General features: G+C 37.6%; 17 protein-coding genes. 12 read left to right on the top strand and 5 right to left on the bottom strand.

Annotated features, from left to right (window positions below):
• The 7 genes from H4J69_RS13620 to purF all read left to right on the top strand — a co-directional run.
• Window positions 1–2,531, top strand: a 2,531-nt coding sequence (locus H4J69_RS13620; protein ID WP_310733611.1) for a FimV/HubP family polar landmark protein, incomplete at its 5' end; no start/stop codon positions are given.
• 663 nt (window positions 2,532–3,194) lie between these two features.
• A complete protein-coding gene (gene truA, locus H4J69_RS13615; protein WP_070374283.1) occupies window positions 3,195–3,977 on the top strand; it encodes a tRNA pseudouridine(38-40) synthase TruA in 783 nt (260 codons plus the stop codon).
• A gap of 215 nt (window positions 3,978–4,192) precedes the next feature.
• On the top strand, window positions 4,193–5,053 hold the full coding sequence (accD, locus tag H4J69_RS13610) for an acetyl-CoA carboxylase, carboxyltransferase subunit beta (RefSeq protein WP_182213995.1): 861 nt from the start codon (window positions 4,193–4,195) through the stop codon (window positions 5,051–5,053).
• A gap of 21 nt (window positions 5,054–5,074) precedes the next feature.
• On the top strand, window positions 5,075–6,367 hold the full coding sequence (gene folC / locus H4J69_RS13605) for a bifunctional tetrahydrofolate synthase/dihydrofolate synthase (RefSeq protein WP_182244854.1): 1,293 nt from the start codon (window positions 5,075–5,077) through the stop codon (window positions 6,365–6,367).
• 30 nt (window positions 6,368–6,397) lie between these two features.
• A complete protein-coding gene (locus H4J69_RS13600; protein ID WP_182244855.1) occupies window positions 6,398–7,021 on the top strand; it encodes an SPOR domain-containing protein in 624 nt (207 codons plus the stop codon).
• A gap of 158 nt (window positions 7,022–7,179) precedes the next feature.
• Entirely contained in the window at window positions 7,180–7,662 is a 483-nt protein-coding gene (locus H4J69_RS13595; protein WP_182213989.1) for a CvpA family protein, read from the top strand.
• 112 nt (window positions 7,663–7,774) lie between these two features.
• The gene (gene purF, locus H4J69_RS13590; RefSeq protein ID WP_182213987.1) at window positions 7,775–9,292 is read left to right on the top strand and encodes an amidophosphoribosyltransferase; all 1,518 of its coding nucleotides are present in this window, start codon (window positions 7,775–7,777) and stop codon (window positions 9,290–9,292) included.
• A 148-nt stretch (window positions 9,293–9,440) separates the two neighbouring features.
• Here the strand turns inward: purF and H4J69_RS13585 are convergent, their stop codons facing one another.
• Complete coding sequence (locus tag H4J69_RS13585) at window positions 9,441–10,040, bottom strand: Yip1 family protein (RefSeq protein ID WP_182176549.1); 600 nt, start codon at window positions 10,038–10,040, stop codon at window positions 9,441–9,443.
• Window positions 10,041–10,309: 269 nt separating this feature from the next.
• Window positions 10,310–10,588 carry a hypothetical protein gene (locus H4J69_RS13580; protein ID WP_182222180.1) on the bottom strand — a complete coding sequence of 93 codons (279 nt, stop codon included), beginning with the start codon at window positions 10,586–10,588 and terminating at the stop codon, window positions 10,310–10,312.
• Between the two features lie 259 nt (window positions 10,589–10,847).
• Between H4J69_RS13580 and H4J69_RS13575 the strand changes: the two genes are divergently transcribed.
• The gene (locus H4J69_RS13575; protein ID WP_182213984.1) at window positions 10,848–11,642 is read left to right on the top strand and encodes an alpha/beta fold hydrolase; all 795 of its coding nucleotides are present in this window, start codon (window positions 10,848–10,850) and stop codon (window positions 11,640–11,642) included.
• A gap of 68 nt (window positions 11,643–11,710) precedes the next feature.
• On the opposite strand, the gene H4J69_RS13570 is transcribed toward H4J69_RS13575, so the two are convergent.
• Window positions 11,711–13,117: a diguanylate cyclase gene (locus H4J69_RS13570; protein WP_182213982.1), complete on the bottom strand. Its 1,407-nt coding sequence runs from the start codon at window positions 13,115–13,117 to the stop codon at window positions 11,711–11,713.
• Window positions 13,118–13,668: 551 nt separating this feature from the next.
• Between H4J69_RS13570 and H4J69_RS13565 the strand changes: the two genes are divergently transcribed.
• The 4 genes from H4J69_RS13565 (at window position 13,669) to H4J69_RS13550 (ending at window position 18,916) form a co-directional block, all read left to right on the top strand.
• Entirely contained in the window at window positions 13,669–14,322 is a 654-nt protein-coding gene (locus H4J69_RS13565) for an ABC transporter ATP-binding protein (protein ID WP_182213981.1), read from the top strand.
• Entirely contained in the window at window positions 14,306–16,717 is a 2,412-nt protein-coding gene (locus tag H4J69_RS13560) for an ABC transporter permease (protein ID WP_182244857.1), read from the top strand. Before H4J69_RS13565 ends, H4J69_RS13560 begins: the two co-directional genes overlap by 17 nt.
• Window positions 16,718–16,724: 7 nt before the next feature.
• Window positions 16,725–17,828, top strand: a complete 1,104-nt coding sequence (locus H4J69_RS13555) for a lipocalin-like domain-containing protein (RefSeq protein ID WP_182244866.1) — start codon at window positions 16,725–16,727, stop codon at window positions 17,826–17,828.
• Window positions 17,829–18,148: 320 nt separating this feature from the next.
• A complete protein-coding gene (locus H4J69_RS13550; protein WP_182230164.1) occupies window positions 18,149–18,916 on the top strand; it encodes a tRNA isopentenyl-2-thiomethyl-A-37 hydroxylase MiaE in 768 nt (255 codons plus the stop codon).
• 20 nt (window positions 18,917–18,936) lie between these two features.
• Here H4J69_RS13550 and H4J69_RS13545 read toward each other — a convergent pair whose 3' ends face one another.
• Together H4J69_RS13545 and H4J69_RS13540 are read right to left on the bottom strand one after the other, a co-directional pair.
• Window positions 18,937–19,950 carry a GGDEF domain-containing protein gene (locus H4J69_RS13545; RefSeq protein WP_182244858.1) on the bottom strand — a complete coding sequence of 338 codons (1,014 nt, stop codon included), beginning with the start codon at window positions 19,948–19,950 and terminating at the stop codon, window positions 18,937–18,939.
• 151 nt (window positions 19,951–20,101) lie between these two features.
• Window positions 20,102–20,857, bottom strand: a complete 756-nt coding sequence (locus H4J69_RS13540) for a UDP-2,3-diacylglucosamine diphosphatase (protein ID WP_310733609.1) — start codon at window positions 20,855–20,857, stop codon at window positions 20,102–20,104.

Raw genomic sequence — 20,857 nt, 5'->3', positions numbered from 1 at the left:
TAGATGATGACGATGATGTTATTCATTTAGATGATGATCTAGATGACTTGGACGGACTCGATGATTTAGATGATTTAGAAGACATATCACTTGATAGCGACGAGTTAGAAGGTGGTGAGTTAGACCAAAGCGACTTAGATTCCTTACTTTCAGGTCTTGATGACGATGATGACGACGTTCCAGCGGATAAAGACCAAATTAATAACAATGAAAGTAAAGAAGAGCTGCCAGGCGAAGCATTAGAAGGTGGTGAATTAGATCAAGATTTATTGAATGACTTATTAAACGACATTGGCGACGAAGACGACGATAGTGCTTTAGAGGCAATTGAATCTGTGCATGAAGAAGCTGCAACAGAACTAACCGACCCCGATGACATCGATGCACTGATGGATTCAATGGCCGCCGCAGCGCCAAAACCTGAGCCAGAACCCGTAGACGATGCAGTTGATGATAGTACTGCTGAGCTAACCGACCCCGATGACATCGACGCACTGATGGATTCAATGGCCGCCGCAGCGCCAAAATCTGAACCAGAGCCAGTAGAAGATGCTTCGGCTGAGTTAACCGACCCTGATGATATCGACGCACTGATGGATTCAATGGCCGCCGCAGCACCAAAACCTGAGACTGAACCTGAGCCAGTAGAAGATGCTTCTGCTGAGTTAACCGACCCCGATGATATCGACGCACTGATGGATTCAATGGCCGCCGCAGCGCCAAAATCTGAGCCTGAGCCAATAGAAGATGCTTCGGCTGAGCTAACCGACCCCGATGATATCGATGCACTGATGGATTCAATGGCCGCCGCAGCGCCAAAACCTGAACCAGAGCCAGTAGAAGATGCTTCGGCTGAGTTAACCGACCCCGATGATATCGATGCACTGATGGATTCAATGGCCACCGCAGCGCCAAAATCTGAGCCTGAGCCAGTAGAAGATGCTTCGGCTGAGTTAACCGACCCCGATGATATCGACGCACTGATGGATTCAATGGCCGCCGCAGCGCCAAAATCTGAGCCTGAGCCAATAGAAGATGCTTCGGCTGAGTTAACCGACCCCGATGATATCGATGCACTGATGGATTCAATGGCCACCGCAGCGCCAAAACCTGAGCCTGAGCCAGTAGAAGATGCTTCGGCTGAGCTAACCGACCCCGATGATATCGATGCACTGATGGATTCAATGGCCGCCGCAGCGCCAAAACCAGAGCCTGAGCTAGAACCAGAGCCAGTAGAGGATGCAACTGATAATAGCACTGCAGAGTTAACTGACCCAGACGACATCGACGCACTTATGGATTCAATGGTTAAAGAAAGTGCCGTTGCTGAATTAAATGAACAAGCTGAAAATTTTGAAATATCAGATCCTGATGACATCGACGCCTTGCTAGATTCAATGTCAGCCCCAGAGCAGATGACAAAACCTATCACTGCCGATGATATCATTGATCCTCTTGATGAAATGGCTGCTGATAACTTAGATGAAAATATAGCGTTAACTGACCCTGATGATATTGATAGTTTATTAGGTGATATTCAGGGTGATGAAACTGCAGATGACACTGAGACCACAGAAGATGAAAATAAAGCGCTTATCGATAATTTTACCAATGAATACGTAGCGCCATTTTTATCGGTAGATTTTAGTGAGCTACTTAAAGATGACACCGAAGAATTAGTTGATGATACTCATGCAAGTCATGACGAAAGTATAAACGAAAAAAATAGCAATAAAAATAATGACTTGTCAGATGATTTAGACATAGATGCACTTTTAGCTGAGGTGGCTGAGGGTGACAACTCAAACGCTGATGATTTAGATATTGGTGACGATATACTTATTGATGGACAAGTTAATGAACTAGCGGCAGAAGAAGCAACTGATTATACCGATAGTGATGTATTAGCTGATTTATTAGCCGATGAAAACACCTCTGACGATGATGACAATAGTGAGATTGATGAGATTGAAGCACTCGATAATGTTGACTTTGATGACTTATTGGCAAACATAGCAGAAGAAAATCAGACAACACTTTCAGATGATCTCGACTTTTCAACTGACTTCAATGCTGATGACATTGACTTAGACGCTACTGATACCGATGATGAGATTAACATTGAAGGCGACAGCGAAGATGATTTCGATGTTGACTTAGATGATGTGTTAGATATTGGTGATGACCTCGATAGTGATAATAATTTAAATGTTGATTTTGACAATGATGATGAAGATGATTTTGTCTCTGTTGACTCTTTATTATCAGATAGTTTAAGCGACACAGAAGACGAAGAGCCCTACAATAAAACTGACTTTAATGTCGGGCTTAATGAGTTCCCTGAGTTTTCTGGTGATAACGCCGCAGAAGAAGAAGATGATAACGGTATTGCAGCTAAATTAGATTTAGCGAAAGTTTATATTGAAATAGGAGATAACGAAAACGCAGAAGTAATATTACAAGACGTAGTAGCAAAGGGTGATGCCCAGCAACAATTTGATGCTCAGCAACTACTTGATAATATTAGTTAATCGATAGACGTTATTTTCATTCTATAAAAGCCACTGTTGTGGCTTTTTTTATATAAAAGAATTTTTTATATAAGAGAAATAGGCGTAATAATAGAAAACGCAGAAGTAATATTACAAGACGTAGTAGCAAAGGGCGATGCCCAGCAACAATTTGATGCTCAGCAACTACTTGATAATATCAGTTAATCGATAGACGTTATCTTCATTCTATAAAAGCCACTGTTGTGGCTTTTTTTATATAAAAGAATTTTTTATATAAGAGAAATAGGCGCAATAATAGAAAACGCCGAAGTAATATTACAAGACGTAGTAGCAAAGGGCGATGCCCAGCAACAATTTGATGCTCAGCAACTACTTGATAATATTAGCTAATCAAGAGACGTTATTTCATTCTATAAAAGCCACTGTTGTGGCTTTTTTTATATAAAAGAATTTTTTATATAATAGAAATAGGCGCAATAATAGAAAACGCCGAAGTAATATTACAAGATGTAGTAGCAAAGGGCGATGCTCAGCAACTGCCCAATTATATGAGTTAATCAATCACAATTACTTTAGCTTTTATAAAAGCCATTATTGGGGTTTTTTTATATAATCAAAGAACCTGATTGGCATAAACCCTAAAATATTGGATAATGCGCGCATTATAATCGGGAGTTATTGATGCGTTACGCTTTAGGTATTGAATACGATGGAAGCCGTTATCACGGTTGGCAACGACAAAAAAATGCGGTCAGTGTTCAGCAAAATGTAGAAAAAGCTTTATCAAAAATTGCTGATGAAAAAATTGAAGTTATTTGTGCGGGCAGAACTGATACGGGTGTTAGTGCGACCAACCAAGTTATTCACTTTGAAACAGACAAAGTGCGTAAAGATGTTGCTTGGACACTGGGCGTAAATACCAATCTACCTAGTGATATTGCTGTGTCTTGGGTGAAGCAAGTTGACGACAGTTTTCATGCTCGATTTAGCGCCACAGCACGTCGTTATCGCTATGTTATTAATAACAATCGTTTAAGATCTGCAATTTTAAGCCAAGGAATAACCTGCTGTCATTATCCACTTGATGAAAAATTAATGCATCAAGCGGCACAGTCTTTATTGGGTAAACATGACTTTACTTCCTTTCGCACCGTTCATTGTCAGTCGCATTCTCCAGTTAGAACATTGATTCATTGCAATGTTTCACGCCAAGGTGATTTTGTTATTATTGATGTTAAAGGCAATGCTTTTTTACATCATATGGTGAGAAATATTGCGGGTAGTTTAATGCGTATAGGCCAACAATTAGAAACAGTAGCGTGGTTGGGGGAAGTTCTTGAAGCTAAAAATCGTTGTGTAGCTGGCATGATGGCATCTGCTGCAGGTTTGTATTTTGTTGGTGTTGACTACCCACAAGAGTTCAATATTCCAAAACCTCCGCTGGGGCCACTGTTTTTACTTTAAGATAAATAGTGACAGAATGAGTAATTACAAACTGCTAATTCCAACAAAACAGACCAGTTTTTTGTATTCATAGTAGGGCTAAATGTGCTTTAATTGTCGGTTATAGTTAGATTAATTCAAAAAATTAACAATTTGCTGATAGGTTTGAAACCAATATTGGCAAGTTTTCCTATGTTCCCATGGACATATTAGGTAAAAGAAGGCAAAAATAAATTATGAGCTGGATAGAAAAAATTCTCCCAAAAGCAAAAACCACCCAAAAACGTAATATCCCTGAAGGCGTTTGGAGCAAGTGTACTTCTTGTAATGCAGTACTTTATAAAGCAGAACTCGATAGATTATTATCTGTTTGTCCAAAATGTGATCACCATATGCGTATTTCAGCACGCAAACGTATTGATTGCTTTTTAGATGCAAATAATCGCGCTGAATTAGGTGAAGAGTTTGAAGCACAGGATATTTTAAAGTTCAAAGATTCAAAACGTTATAAAGACCGCTTAAGCGCTGCACAAAAAAGTACCGGTGAAAAAGATGCACTGGTTGTGATGAAAGGTGAACTTAATGGTATGCCTATCGTTGCTGCTGCGTTTGAGTTTGCTTTTCTAGGTGGTTCAATGGCATCAGTTGTTGGCGCTCGTTTTGTTAAAGGTGTTGAATACTGCCTTGAGCATAACCTACCACTTGTTTGTTTTTCTGCAAGTGGCGGAGCACGTATGCAAGAAGCATTATTTTCATTAATGCAAATGGCAAAAACGAGTGCAGCATTAGCGAAAATGAGCGAAAAAGGTTTACCTTACGTTTCGGTATTAACTGACCCTACGATGGGCGGCGTATCTGCAAGTTTAGCTATGCTCGGCGATATTAACGTTGCAGAGCCTAAAGCGTTAATTGGCTTTGCGGGTCCACGTGTTATTGAACAAACTGTTCGAGAGAAGTTACCTGAAGGTTTTCAGCGTAGTGAATTTTTAAAAGAAAAGGGTGCTATTGATATTATTGTTGACCGACGTGAAATGCGTAGTACGCTTTCTCGTATGTTAGCTAAATTCATGGGACATCCAAGCCTTAACGCTTCTTAACTAACGCTTCACAACAACACTATGCCAACAAACAACAAAAGCCATTTTGCTAGTAAGTCTCTAGCTCAATGGCTTTCTTATTTAGAAACAATACATTTAACTGAGATCGACTTGGGGCTGGCACGCATTTCGCATGTGGCTAAGCGATTAAATATTGATTTCAGTTTTGCCCAAGTGATCACGGTTGCAGGAACTAATGGTAAAGGCACGACCTGTGCTTTTATTGAAAATGCTTTGCTCGGTGATGATAAAACAGTGGCGGTTTATTCTTCACCACATATTGAAAAGTTCAATGAACGCTTACGTATTAATAATATTGACGTTGACAGTCAATCATTAATCAACGCCTTTGAGCAAATAGAGCAACAGCGTGGTGATATTTCACTAACCTATTATGAATACACAACATTAGCCGCATTTTTAGTTTTAATGGAAAGAAAACCTGCTTTTATTATTTTGGAAGTAGGTTTAGGTGGGCGTTTAGATGCCACAAACTTAATTGACGCTGATATTGCCGTCATAACCACGATAGACTTAGACCATCAAGCGTACCTAGGTGATAATCGCGAAAGTATCGGCTTTGAAAAAGCGGGTATCATGCGTGCGAATCAAAAAGTTGTTATTGGTGATACCGATTGTCCTATATCTGTACTTGCCCATGCTAAAAAACTTAAAGCCGTGGTCAGTCTGCGAGGCGATGATTTCTCTATTGAACAGCACAAAGTACCCACTTGTCACTCCTTGTGGTGTTGGACATTTGGCGAGTACCAAATCAATGGTTTAAATAAGCCTTTTATACCTCAAGATAATGTAGCAACGGCACTAACGGTATTGGCTTTACTTAATGATTGTTCTGTTGTTTTTAATACTGAAAGTGTAAATGCCTTAATAAACCAAACAAAAGTTGCCGGTCGAACTGAGCTTATCAGTAAAAAATCGTTAAACAGTCCTGTGCTACTTGATGTTGGTCATAATCCTCAAGCAGCACGTTATTTAGTTGAGTATTTAAAGTCGGAAAAGTATGACAAGCTTTATGCGGTTACCGGTATGTTAAAAGACAAAGATATTGCTAACACCTTTGGACCATTATCTGCACTGGTTGATCAATGGTATTTAGGCAGTTTATCTATGCCTCGTGGAGCTACTGCAAAGGAATTAGCCGAAAAATTGTTATTAAATGAAGATTCAGCTAATTGTTTTGACAATATCACTGAGGCATTTAGAATGGCTAACAAAAATTCAACAGCAACAGATTTGATCTTAGTGTTTGGATCATTTTACACCGTAGCTGAAGTCCGACGTTTATTGCTGTAGTTTTTATTAACTGCAGCCTGGGAGTTCCATTTGTCTACACCTTTTCAAAACCGCTTAGTTGGCACCATTATTGTGGCTGCGGTTGCTATTATTATTTTGCCAGACTTACTAGACGGTAATAAAAAGACCTATCAAGATGAGTTTGAACAAATTCCACCTCCGCCTAAGGTCGAGTTTGTTAAGAGCACACCAAGCTTTCCTGAAGATAAAATTGTTATAAATACTGACGAAATACTGAGTGATGAAGCGGCATTAGATGACGATGTCTCTTCGACTGAACAAGCAATAAAAGATACGGCTGAAACAGAGAGTGACCCGGGTTTAAATAACGCTGTGGCGACGAAAGAAGACGATAAAGCGTTAACTGAGCAAGCAGTAGATAATATTTTGCCAGAAAAATCAGTGTTGCAACAAGCATGGGTAGTACAGCTGGGCAGTTTTCGTCATAAAAAAAATGTTGCACAATTATTACTCAAGCTTAAAGATAATGGTTATACCGCTTTCACAAAACCGATAAAAACAAAAAACGGCCCATTAATTAAAGTTTTCATTGGTCCTGAACTGATCAAAAACTCATTGATAAAAAAAATCCCAGCATTGAAAAAATTAACCGGTGTTGAAGGTAAAATTGCTCGTTTTTACCCAACAAAATAATAAGTTATAACCACTGCCCAATAATACGGTGTAAAAAGTAGTTAAGCACTTTCAATGGCAATGGCTATTTTAAATAAAACATTGGTAAAATAAGGGGCGTTTCTGTTAGAATGCGCGCCTTATTATGCTGGTAAATATTCATTGGTAACGATTAATTTATGGTTTGGATAGACTATGCCATTTTGGCAATTGTAGGCATTTCAACATTAATTAGCTTGGTTCGCGGCTTTGTCAAAGAAGCAGTTTCGCTAGTTATCTGGATCAGTGCCTTCTTTATTGCCAGCCACTTCTATGTAAATCTTGCTAGTTTATTGACAAACATTTCCGATCAAGTCCTACGTAATGCCGCGGCAATTGCTATTCTTTTTATTACCACGTTAATTCTTGGCGCTATGGTAAATTATCTTATTGGTCAATTGGTCAGTAAAACAGGCTTGTCTGGAACCGATCGCCTGCTAGGGCTCGTTTTTGGTGCATTACGTGGCGTGTTGGTTACCAGCGCATTATTATTCTTTATGGATGCATTTACGCCAGCGTCATCAACCGCATGGTGGGCAAGTTCTCAACTCATCCCCGAGTTTACACTCATTGTTGAATGGTTTTTCGAATACCTAAAGAATTCATCAAGCTTTTTGAAATAACGTTATTTTAGTGCCATGAAAATGGGGCTGATGTTCATTAGTATAATTTTTATTTACTTAGCGTTTATGTTATTAAAACGCCCTTAAACTTAGTTCTGTGGAGAATAAACGCATGTGTGGTATTGTTGGCATTGTTGGTAAAACATCGGTAGGTCAAGCATTATATGACGGATTAACTGTACTTCAACATCGTGGTCAAGACGCTGCTGGTATTGTGACTATTCACAACAATACCTTTAGACTACGTAAAGGAAATGGTTTAGTAAAAGACGTGTTTCATACGCGTCATATGTTGCGATTACAAGGTAACATGGGTATTGGTCATATTAGATACCCAACCGCAGGTACTTCAAGTTCTTCAGAAGCTCAGCCATTTTATGCCAATGCTCCTTTTGGTATTTCTCTTGCACACAATGGTAATTTAACCAACGCTATTGAATTAAAAGAGTGGTTATTTAATGTCGCACGTCGTCATGTAAATACCACATCTGATTCTGAATTGTTACTCAACATTCTCGGTCATGAATTACAATTGACTGAAAATTTGAAATTAACACCTGATGATATTTTTACTGCAATATCTAATGTACATGAGCGTATTCGTGGTGCCTATGCAACGGTTGCTTTGATTATTGGCCATGGCATGGTGGCGTTTCGTGATCCTAATGGCATCCGTCCTCTAGTATTTGGTAAGCGTGAAACGGCTACGGGTATCGAGTATATGATTGCTTCTGAGTCGGTAGCGCTTGATGCAAACGACTTTGAATTTGTCCGTGATGTTGCGCCTGGCGAAGCTATTTATTTCACTGAAGATGGACAAATTCATAGCCAGCAATGTGCAAAGAACCCAACATACAACCCGTGTATTTTTGAATATGTTTATTTTGCGCGTCCTGATTCAGCGATTGATAAAATTTCTGTTTACGGCTCTCGTGTTGAAATGGGCAAAAAATTGGGTGATAAAATAGCAAAAGAATGGGAAGACGTAGAGATCGACGTTGTTATCCCTATTCCAGAAACATCATGTGATACTGCTTTAGAAATTGCTCGACACCTTGGCATCCCATACCGTCAAGGTTTTGTGAAAAACCGCTATATTGGCCGTACCTTTATTATGCCGGGTCAAGAGCAGCGTAAGAAATCAGTTCGCCGTAAACTTAATGCGATAACAACAGAGTTTGCTGGTAAAAATGTATTGTTAGTCGATGACTCTATTGTAAGGGGTACTACTTCTGGACAAATCATTGAAATGGCTCGCTCTGCGGGGGCAAAAAATGTTTATTTTGCCTCAGCCGCTCCAGAAATTCGTTTTCCTAATGTTTATGGTATTGATATGCCAAGTGCCAATGAGCTCATTGCTCATGGCCGTGAATTAGACGATATTTGCCAATTAATTGGTGCAGATAAACTTATTTTTCAAACCTTGGAAGATTTAGTTAGTGCTGTGGGCAGTGTAAACCCTGAAATCAAACAATTCGAGACATCTGTGTTCGATGGTCAATATATAACTAAAGACATTACTCAGGGCTATTTAGAGCGTTTAGATGCGATGAGAAATAATGAAAATAAAGAAGACTCAGATAAAAATGCTGATTCAATTATCGATATGCACAATGAAGGTGCTGAATAGCGTCAGGCTTGTCTAAACGACAGTATAGAAAAATAAAGTAAAATAAAAGCCCGCTTAGTTTATCACTAAGCGGGCTTTTTTATCATCAAATGCTAAAGATACATATTTATAATAAATGACTTATCGACTTAAATTTATAATAAAAGCGTTAAGATATATGTTCAGAGCCAAAGCCCATACCTAACATAATAGCGCTAAATGCCATTAAAGAGACTAAAAGAACTAATCCGCAAGTAACTACAGAGCTTGAATAAATAAAGCCTTTTTCTTCTGGAATATTCATCATGATGGGTACGCCAGAGTAAAGTAAATAGACAGAATAACAAAGTGCGGCTAGTCCCGCTAAAGCAACAAACCATAAAACAGGAAATAATGCAGTTACGCCAACCATTAATAACGGTGTTGCTGTGTAAGCGGCTAATTCTAAAGACTGGGTAAAATCTGGCTTAGCATCAAAAGTTTTTGCCATCCATTGAATTAAAAAAGCTAAACCAATAACACCAAAGATTAAACCAAAATACATGCCGACAGACATGGTCATTGCGCTTGCCTGAGTTAATTTTATTGGATCACCTACGCCTATTGTCCAACCAATATGAGCGGCGGCAAAATAACTACAAATGGCAGGTATTAACGCTATGGTTAAAATATGAACCATGCTGTACATTAAGCTTTCGTGGCGCCTTTCAATTGTGTGCCACTCTTTCTTAGGGTCAGTATACAATCCCCATATATGATTTAATATCATAATAAAATCCTCTCGCTGTCCCCAAAATTACATTTATTGCTTTTTATTTTTTATTAATAAATGTCTGTGTCGATCAATGTTTTTATTATTGATAGCTTATTTATGTAAGATGGCGAAGCTTTCGTCAAGAGATGAATAGCAATTAAGCTAAATTAAATGCAAATAACTTCTTTTTATACCGAAAATAACAAATGTTTATATAGTGATATATTATTTTGTTCTTTCAAAGAAAAGTGTGGGCTATTAAAAATGTCAGTTTTAATTGAAAATCAGGCGACTTTTATTCTAACAATATTCATGACTTCTATCTCAAAGCCAGCAATCATTTCAGTGCTTGTGTAATAGGTCATATTCACTTGTTGTTTGCTAAGCGATTTATAAGCTTTTTTCCGCTTATATTTGAATGGAACATCACAGCCTTTTATCATTACCGTATTAATAAACCACTCATCTTGTTCGCGTTGAACATGAGAGACGACAGTAACATTTTCACTATGAACAAGTTTGTCATGTTTTTTTAAGAGACTGTTTACTGTTTTCTTTTTCATCTTTATTACCTTGAAGAGACGTTATAATGCTCGGACCTAAAATAGCAGCGCCATTGATATTGGCTTTTTATTAAGAAGACAAACTATTCTAAACTTTATTATATCTTTTCGCAAAATAGTCAATTAAGACAGTACATCATTAAAGTATTAGCCTAGTAAGGGGGGATATTAGCTAACTTATTAGGAGATTTTTTTTAAATTTAGCTATACTAGCTACTCTTAAGTTTGTATAACTCATCGTAATAGGGTGTTTGCAGTAATGAGCAAATCAATTCTTTTCCATACTATTTATCCACATAAAACCAGTAAAGTATGGGTTGTTTTTGTCCATGGTGCTGGCGGTAGTTCGGCAATTTGGTTTCGTCAGATCAGAGATTATCAAAAAACTTATAATGTGCTCTTACTTGATCTTCGTGGCCACGGAAAGTCCAGCCATCTGGTACAAACCTTTGTTGATAGTAATTACTCCTTTAATAAAGTCTCTGAAGATATCATCGATGTTTTAGATCACAACAATATTACATGTGCACATTTTGTTGGCATTTCTTTAGGAACTATTATCATTCGCAACATAGCTGAAATTGCGCCTCAATATGTATCAAGTATGGTTCTAGGTGGCGCTATTACTCGTTTTAATGCTCGTAGTAATATTTTGGTTTATTTAGGAAATACCTTTAAGCATTTTCTACCATATATGTGGTTGTATCGCTTATTTGCTTTTATTATGATGCCGAAAAAGCGCCATAAGGAATCTCGACACTTATTTGTTCGTGAAGCTAAACGTTTGTGCCAGAAAGAATTTATTCGTTGGTTTAAGTTAGCGATGGACGTGAACCCCTTGATGCGTTATTTCAAAGAGAAAGAAATTGATATACCTATCCTTTATATTATGGGCAAGGAAGACCATATGTTTTTGGGACCTGTAATGGAAATGGTTAAGCAACATAAAAACAGTTTATTACACACCATTCATAAATGTGGTCATGTCTGCAATGTTGAGAACCCAGAACTCTTTAATCAACATTCGTTAGAGTTTATCGCTCAACAACACTAATTTTATAGATATATCACCCTTGAGAACAAAGTTATGTTTGTTCTTTTATCAATATTAGTCAATAGCGGTTAAATAAAGCTGGTTTGGTTACGACCGTTGTCCTTTGATTTATACATGGCTACATCTGCTCTTTTGAGAAATAAACCAACATCATCTGGCTTAGTTAATTGGGTGGCTCCCATGCTTACGGTGATCTTTACCTTTTTATTATCAATAATAAGAAAAGCATTATCAACAGCCGCGCGGATGCGCTCAGCAACAATTAAAGCGAAGTCGATGTTGGTAGCGGGAAGAATGAACGCAAACTCTTCGCCGCCAATTCGCCCCATCAGATCATTCTCTCTCAGTGCCAATTGGCTTACGTTGCAAATAATTTTTAAGACTTCATCGCCAACCGAATGACCATAGGTATCATTAAATACTTTAAAATAATCTACATCTAACATTAATAAACACAGTGGAAATTGATAACGATGGGATCGCTCTAATTCAAGCTGCAAAGATTTCATAAAGGCACGTCTGTTAGCAATGCCAACTAACTCATCCGTTGTCGCCATTTTTTTTAATTTATTAATGTCTTGTTCTATATGGTTAGCCATTTTATTTAAATTTTTGCTCAGTGAGCCAATTTCATTTTTTACGATGACCTTGCTACGTGCTTGGTAATTTCCTTCAGCTATATTTTGTGCATCGTGAACCAGTGAAAATATAGGCAGAACAATCTTATTTCTGACATAAAAAGTGATAATTAACGCCATAAGTGTTGAAATAACCAATAATAAAATGACGTACCATAAATATTTTTTTTGCTTAATGTTAAACTCATCAGCCTCGACAATTAACCTAGTCTCCACAGCATCGATAAACTTTTGAATAGGTTGCATAATGGCAATTTTTTCTTGCTGGTATTGAGGTGAAAATAATAGCTTAATAGCAAAAGCCCTATCAGGCTCTCCTTTAAGGGTAAACGTACCTTTACCATCATTGTAGAGTCCTTTCATTAACGCAAAAGCCTGTTTTTCGATAGTCATTAAATTATCTGAGCGGTTTTGGGACTGTTGAAGTAGTAATAACTCACTTTCTGTAAAGCCCATATTTCCCATAAGAGTCTTTAATGGGACTTGTATGCCTAATTTATCTGAAGTAAAGCGTTCTGGTGTAAGTGACGTATACCAGTACGTGGGAGGGTATTTTTTTGGTCGAGGAGAATCTCCGTTACGTATTGCAATGATGTCAAAATAATACTCTTTATAAATCTCATCCCCGGTAACCACATAGGTGCGTGCCATACGAGTTAGGTCATCTGAACTTTGGCGTAGTTCATTAGCAATGGTTAGCGAATATATATGGTGCTTTTCATCTTTAATTGCTCGCAGATCAAAAATACCAATAATATGAAAGAAAACATAACCCCACATGCTTAATATGACGATAAAGCATAAAAAGCCGATTTTATTGCCAGTGGAAATATTCATCTACAACCTATTGGTTTAGTATTAGCTATGCAATATCACACAGTTGATAATATTTACTCATTTCATTCATTAACGTCTAACCATGAAATAAAAATTTTACAGACAGTTTTATTAAGTGTTGAGTTTACCCAAACGAGTATCCTTATAGATTTATAAATCTATAAGGTATGATATATGTGATATCGCTATTTTAAAGCTTACTTTGAGTATAGACACTTCTTATCATCTTGTGTAAATAAGTGATAATTCTTGATATGGCTATGATAAATAGACACTAATTTAGTACCCATAGCTTAGTTATTTACGATATTTAGACCACAACACTATTAGCGCCTACCTTCTTTTTTATAATGTTAAACACGAGGCATGAGTTAATGGAGCTGTAAAAAAATTATTTATATTGTTAATTACTCACTTAGTGTCGGCTAAATGAAATTATTACTCATAATTATCTCGCTGAATGAAGGGGGAATTTTTAGGGGATTAAATACTTTTTGGGTGATTTTGTAGTGTTTTTACCATGATATTCTACCTAATAATAAGGAGTTACCGTGATTTGCGTGAAGGACTTATCTTTTAGCCGTAATGATGGCGGCAACAAACAAAATATTTTAAATAAACTCGATTTATTTGTACCTGCAGCACAGCACCTCGCGTTACTTGGTGATAGTGGTTCAGGTAAAACAACCTTTTTACATATTTTAGCGGGACTCTTGCAAGCAGATAGTGGCTCGGTAAGTATTAACAATCAAGAGCTTTCATCACTGAATGAGACAGAACTTGCGCTGTATCGTCGTAAAATAGGGCTAATATTTCAGCATTACCAATTGCTTGACTGTTTAACCGTAAAGCAAAATATTCTCTTTCAACACAAACTCAATTACCCCAAAAAACCAGCGGATGAATTTGACAATATCGTCAATAAACTTGGGCTCGAAAGTAAGCTCGATTCACTGCCAGAAAAACTCTCAGGTGGAGAACAACAAAGAGTTGGTATCGCAAGAGCTTTACTCAACAAACCTCAGATAATTTTTGCAGATGAACCAACAGGTAACTTAGACCGGCAGCGCTCGCACCAAGTCGTTAAACTTCTTACTGAGTTATGCAGTGAGCAAAAAATCAATTTGGTGATGGTGACTCACAGTCATCAATTAACCGATTACTTTGACCATGTAAAAGTACTTAGAGATGGTCATTTTGAATAATTTGACCAATGAAATTAAACTTATTATCGCCACTCATTTAGCCTTCTATCGAAGACATCCTTGGTTAATGGCGTTATTTTTTCTAGGTTTTAGTCTAGGTAGTGCACTATTAACCGCAATTTCTGGCCTTAATCAAGAGGCTAATACACGCTATCAAAATTCTTCCGCATTAATCAATAACCCCGTTACACATTTAATTAAGCCATTAACAGGAAAGTACTTTATTGATGGCAATATATGGCTCACTTTACGACAACATGGCTTTATCAATACTCAACCCGTTTTACGAGGTCAATTAAAAACCAACAACGGAGAAACACTTGCCATTCAGGGTGTGGATACTCTGCTGTGGTTAAACCGTGCGCAATACCAACAAAGTGATGAAAATGTTGATAAAACAGCTCAACGCTTTTCCCTTTCTACCTTATTAGTTGACTCGAAATTTGCAAAACGCATCGTGACAAAAACAGGTGAACCAATAAAATTTTCGCTGCAAAACGATCAGCAACAACCTGAAGTTGTATTAGCTGACAATATTGGACTTTGGGCGATCACCGATATCGCCAATGCTGATTATTTATTAGCAGCTAAAGGGCAACTCAGCTTTATTGAGCTCTCGCATGTTAGTGAGCAGCAATTAATAAAAATAGCACAGCTAATTGCTGGGCAAGCACAGTTGATTGATGCAGAGCAACAATCGTTCGATGTTTTATCTGAAGCCTTCTTTTTTAATCTGACCGCACTTGCCATGCTTGGTTATATTGTTGCGGCATTTTTGAGTTTTAATGCGATAAAACTGACGTTAACTGCGCGACAAAAATTAATAGAGCAAATGCAGCTATTAGGTTGCATTAAGTTAAGTGTTCAACTGAGTCTTGTCATTGAACTTATTATTGTTAGTGTTTGCACTGCTTTATTAGGTACATTAGGTGGTTATTTAATTGCTAATGCATTAGTGCTTGATGTTAACAGCACTCTAGTTGGCTTGTATCAACTCGATAAAGCGCTTGTGATCAATTGGCAATGGTCAAATGTCTTATTAGGCTTTGCCCTTAATATTTCGGCTTTGGGGGTAATACTTTTGGCGCAAGCCAAGCAAGTTGCCCAAAAAAGTCAATTGATGTTCTATAGTTTGTTGGTCAGTACATTAGTAGCAGTCATAGGGTTACTCTATTATGCGACTAATGAGTATCAAGCCTTGCTGCTGTGTTTTGCGCTTTTAATGTTGTTTATTTTACTTGTGCCTAAAGTACTGTCTCTCTTGGTTTCATTACCGTTGACAATCACAAATCCATTAACACAATGGCTTCATGCCGATACCCGACTTCATGTAAAAGACCTTCATATTGCTATTATTGCAATTCTAGTGGCGCTTGGCAGTGCTATCGGCATGCAAATTATGGTGAAAAGCTTTAGCCATACGTTAAATGCCCATCTTGAAAAGCAATTAAGTGCAGATATTTATTTACGTTCAGATAAACTCGATAATACTTTAAGGCAAGCGCTCACTAACTTACCTGAAGTTGAGAAGTTGAGTATCTATATGCAAAGTGATGGTGATGTAAATAAAGTACCTGCGAACCTTGCAAGCTTTGGTAATAGCTTTGAACATTATCAACATATTTCGCTGACTTCAGGCTCAGCCATTAAGGTAGAAAATTTTTATGGTCAAGGTTGCTTGGCTAACGAACAAAGTAAAATTAAGTTTAATTATTCATTAAATGACGTGATGGTCTTTAAGCAAAATTCAACTAAATTTACTTGTCGTATAACAGGGTTCTTTTATGATTATGGTAACCCAAGAATATCGTTACTTACGTTAGAGGAACGCCAGAAAACAGCAGCACTAAACCGTGATGTTTTTGGTTATTCAATACGGCTAAAAAGTCGTACTTCCGTTGCTGTTTTTAGCGAGCGTTTAATGGACGAATTTAAACAAGACAGTACAAAAATTTTAGCCAATAAAAGATTTAAAGAAATAGCTAATGCCTTGTTTGAAGATACGTTTGTAGTGACCAAAGCACTCAATAGTTTTATTCTCGCTATTGCATTGTTAAGTTTGTGTACCAGCCTATTAAGTTTAAGTGTTAATCAATTAAAGCAATTAACCATATTACGTAATTTAGGCGTAACACAAGGGCAATTATTAACCATGAAACTGCTACAAACAGCAGGCGTGGTTGTGTTTACTGCGTTGTTTGCTATTCCGCTTGGCTTCGCACTGGGCTTTGCGTTATTAAAGTTTGTCATGCCAATTGCCTTTGGCTGGACTATTCACTTTAGTTTAGATTTAAGCAGTTTATTAATAACGTGCTTAACGCTAGTTGGAGTCTCTGTTTTATGTGCCTATTTACCGATCCGAAAATTAACTAACTTAGCGACTAAGGAGTCATAATCGCGTGATAAAAAGACAAGCTTTGACCGGGGTATTATTGACTCCGTTTGTTTTTGTACGATTTACGCTTGTGCTGTTAATTTTTGTGCTGTCTGCGTGTCAACCGACTGAGCAAAAAACAACATCATCTAAATTACAAGTGGCTATTGGCAAACCGGTAATACAGGGCACTCCTCTTATCTTTCCCGCTGATCATGGTATTCATGCTGAACAAGGTATTGAGTGGTGGTATGTAACGGCTAATTTGCAAAGTGACACTGGCGAGACTTTTGGGGTTCAATGGACATTATTTCGCACACTAATGCCAGGTAACCTTGAGTCACAATGGTGGGATAACAATCTTTACTTTGCTCATTTTGCCATGCAACACCAACAAGATCATGTTGCGTTTGAACGGTTTTCACGAGCAAGGCAAGCTAAGGTCATTAGCTCGCCGTTTGATGCCAGTATTGATGATTGGCAGTTGAGCAGTATCAACAACGAATTTTTGCCACTCAATTTAACAGCAGCACATGAAAACTATGAAATAGCACTAACACTAAGCGACAGCCCAATAGCCTTGCATGGCGACAAGGGCTATAGCCAAAAAACACAAAGTGGTCATGCGTCTTATTACTTTAGTTATCCCTTTTTAAAGGTAAAAGGCCGTCTAACTTTTGCGGGTAACACCTATAACGTTTCGGGGAATGCATGGTATGACAGAGAGTGGTCGGCGAGTTTACTCGACAAAAATCAACTCGGTTGGGATTGGTTCAGTATTGTTGACACTCAATCAGCCACTCAATCAGAGAAGCAAGGGCTCATGCTCTTTTGTATTCGAGGTAATGATAATAATTATGAGTATTGTAGTGGTACTGAGATAGCCCCCAATGGCGAAACAACACCGCTTTTTAAAGAAGATATTAAGCTGTCTGTTATTGAAACCGTGACATTAAATAACCACTATTATCCTAGTAAATGGCAAGTTGAATTAACGAATAGACCAATCATTATTATTGAAAGTATTACCAAAGATTCACGTAATCAATTAACAATCCCTTACTGGGAAGGACGAGTAAAAGCAACGGGTGGTTTTAATGGTATTGGCTATGCCGAAATTACTGGCCACTAATTATTCATTATTAAGTTGTTATTTTATTTTGCAAACCCTGGTCAAAATGACTAATAAAAGCAGTCATGCGTAAGTTATATGCAAAAATTGCCATCATCATTACCTGATAATATTACTTTTTTTGCTCTCTAAAAGGGGACTGAGTGAGATAATGTGTTTCATAAAACCCCTTACTTTGTGTTATTCGCGTTTAAAGTAGCATAGACAATACTCTATTATTATTGGATCGTTAACTTTCTCTGAAAATAGCCGCGCAATTATTAATAAGGGTATGATAAAATCGATATCAATCTAGTGTATATAGTGAAGAATTTCACCAAATGTCGACTACAAAATTATTATCTCCAATATTGTCATTCTTAAAGTGTGAAACACCACAAGCATGGATTGATGAAGCCGTTAAGCCTGAAAATTTACCCGTGCTATTAATTGATCACCTGGTGTGTGAATTAAAAGCAGCTCAGTCCGCTATGTTTTTGATCCGAAAATATGCAGTTGATAAAGAAAGCGGTGATGCTTTGTTGGCATGGCTGCAGCCATTCGAGCAATTAATCTATAAAAGGCAAGGGGATTGGCGCTCATTACCGTCGAAAAACAAGTTAACTAAAGCCATATTACCTAAGTCAGGTTCAGCACATGGGCAAGGCCTTATCGACAAAATGGTCTTACTGATCAAAGAAGAGCTACATCATTTTTACCAAGTATTAGAAATGATGGATGAGTATGGTATTGAATATCAAAGTATTACGCCGTGCCGATACGCGAAAGGCTTACTTCGTCATGTAAAATCTTTTGAACCTGATGCTATGGTTGATAAGTTAATTATCGGTGCCTTTATCGAAGCTAGGTCGTGTGAACGTTTTGCTAAAATAGCCCCTCATGTTGATAAACGTCTGGGTGATTTTTATATATCATTACTACGCTCTGAAGCTCGCCATTATCAAGATTACTTATCATTAGCGACAGAGATTGCTGGAACCGATATTTCTGAACGAATAAAATATTTTGCTGATATCGAAGCGACGTTAATTATTAGTGCAGATGAAGACTTTAAGTTTCATAGTGGCTTACCTGCAGCGACTCTTTAAGCTTAGTTAGCTTTTTCAAGTTAAGCTGCAGTATTGGCGCTTGCTAATACGCAACGATTTCTGCCGGAATTTTTTGCTTGGTACAACGCTTGGTCGGCATTATTAAATAATGTTGCCCATGTCATGTTATTGTGTAATTCGGCAACCCCAATAGATACCGTAATAGGCGGAAGCTGAGTATTACTTTGACGTTGCACTAATTTTAATTTCGCAATAGCCAAACGTATTTTTTCAGCCATCGTATGAGCAAATTGTTGCGACTTATTTGATAATACCACCACGAACTCTTCACCGCCGTAGCGCACAGGAATGTCATCAGGTGTGACGTGTTCTTTGATGATTTTTGCCACCAACTGAATCACTTTATCGCCAACACTGTGTCCAAAAGAATCATTCACTTTTTTGAAGTGATCAATATCGATAACTAATGATGAATGAATGTTATCAAGTGATAGTGCCTGTAATTTTTTATCACAGCCTCGACGGTTTAATAATCCTGTTAAGGTATCAATTAGGGCTTCTTGACGAGATTCTTCTAACTTCAGTTTTAACTGTGATACTTCTTCAGATGCTTTATATAGCTCAGTAGATAAAGACTCATGTTGAGCTGTCGATTGTCCTATAGCATTAAGTAAAAAAGTAGTAATGTTTTGGAGAGGCTTTTCTACACTTAGCTGACCAAGCGTTTTTTCTATCTTATTGAGATGAGTTATTACTGCTTGTCCGCTTGAAACTTGGTTATCAAGTTGTGCTAAGGTATTGTTCAGTGTCTCGCCAAAAGGAGTGAAAATATTATCTTCAATATTTTGGCTGTTAGAAAGAAACTCACTAAACAATGCGTCGATAAAAATAGCGTCGAGTGGTTTTTTGCTGGCTAATTGCCCATCTATTTTTTTTATGAGTGACACGTTTTCTTTTGAAAAATAACAGTAGGCAACAGCGTAATGGCTCGGTATGGGCGCAATTAGATGCAAAAGCATAAATTCTTTAGCTTGTTCTGCGAGTTTTATCGCTTGATCAAAACTTCTCTGCATCCTATTTTCCTTTATTATTTTTCTACATAATAACAGTTAATTAAAAGAAAACTCAATGGAAAATGCGACACAATAGCCAGTTTTATCATTTTTTTTTGTCGAGGTATTACTTATTTATAACAGCAGTATTTAATTTATTGAAAAAATAAGTTTAAGGCGTTTTAAAGGCTTGAGAAAGTAACTCTATACTGTCTTTTGTTACCTTTAACCATGCGCCTTGCTCATACCAATCACCCAAAACAATGCGCTGAGCAGGTAGGTTATTGGCTTGGATATGATGAATGTTAGGGCGGTGAGTATGTCCATGAATAAGTAACTGACAATGATGTAATTCAAGCTTGTCAATAACCTCTGTCTCGGTGACATCCATTATTTCTTGTGACTTCATTGCCGTTGCACTGGCGCTTTTTAAGCGATAATTTTCAGCAATATTCTTACGTACAAACAGTGGTAAGTTTTTAATCATCGTTTGCCACCACCAAGAACGAGATTTCTTTCTAAAGGCTTGGTAAGCGATATCACGTGTACATAAAGTGTCACCATGCATAATAACGACGGGTTTACCATAGAGATCAATAACATCCACTTCAGGTAATAACGTCATGCCACAAGCTTTGGCATAGCGCTTCCCTAAGAGAAAGTCTCGGTTACCATGAATATAATAAATACGAGTACCTAGCATGCTTAATGCTTTTAGCGCGAGGGCTACTTCGACGACAAAAGGATTTTTATCATCATCACCAATCCAGTATTCAAATAAGTCACCTAATATATATAGTGTTTCGGCGTTAGGGGCATCTTTTTCAAGGAATGACAAAAAACAGGCCGTTATATCGGGCCTGTTTTGCGCTAAATGCAAATCAGCAATAAAGTAGGTTACTGATTTGTTGTTTATTGCGTTAGTCAC

The sequence above is a fragment of the Colwellia sp. BRX10-9 genome, assembly GCF_014077405.1.
In the GTDB taxonomy this organism is placed as follows: Bacteria; Pseudomonadota; Gammaproteobacteria; order Enterobacterales; family Alteromonadaceae; genus Colwellia_A.
Note: the sequence above shows the minus strand (reverse complement) of the source record. Positions and strands in the feature narration are given on the sequence as shown.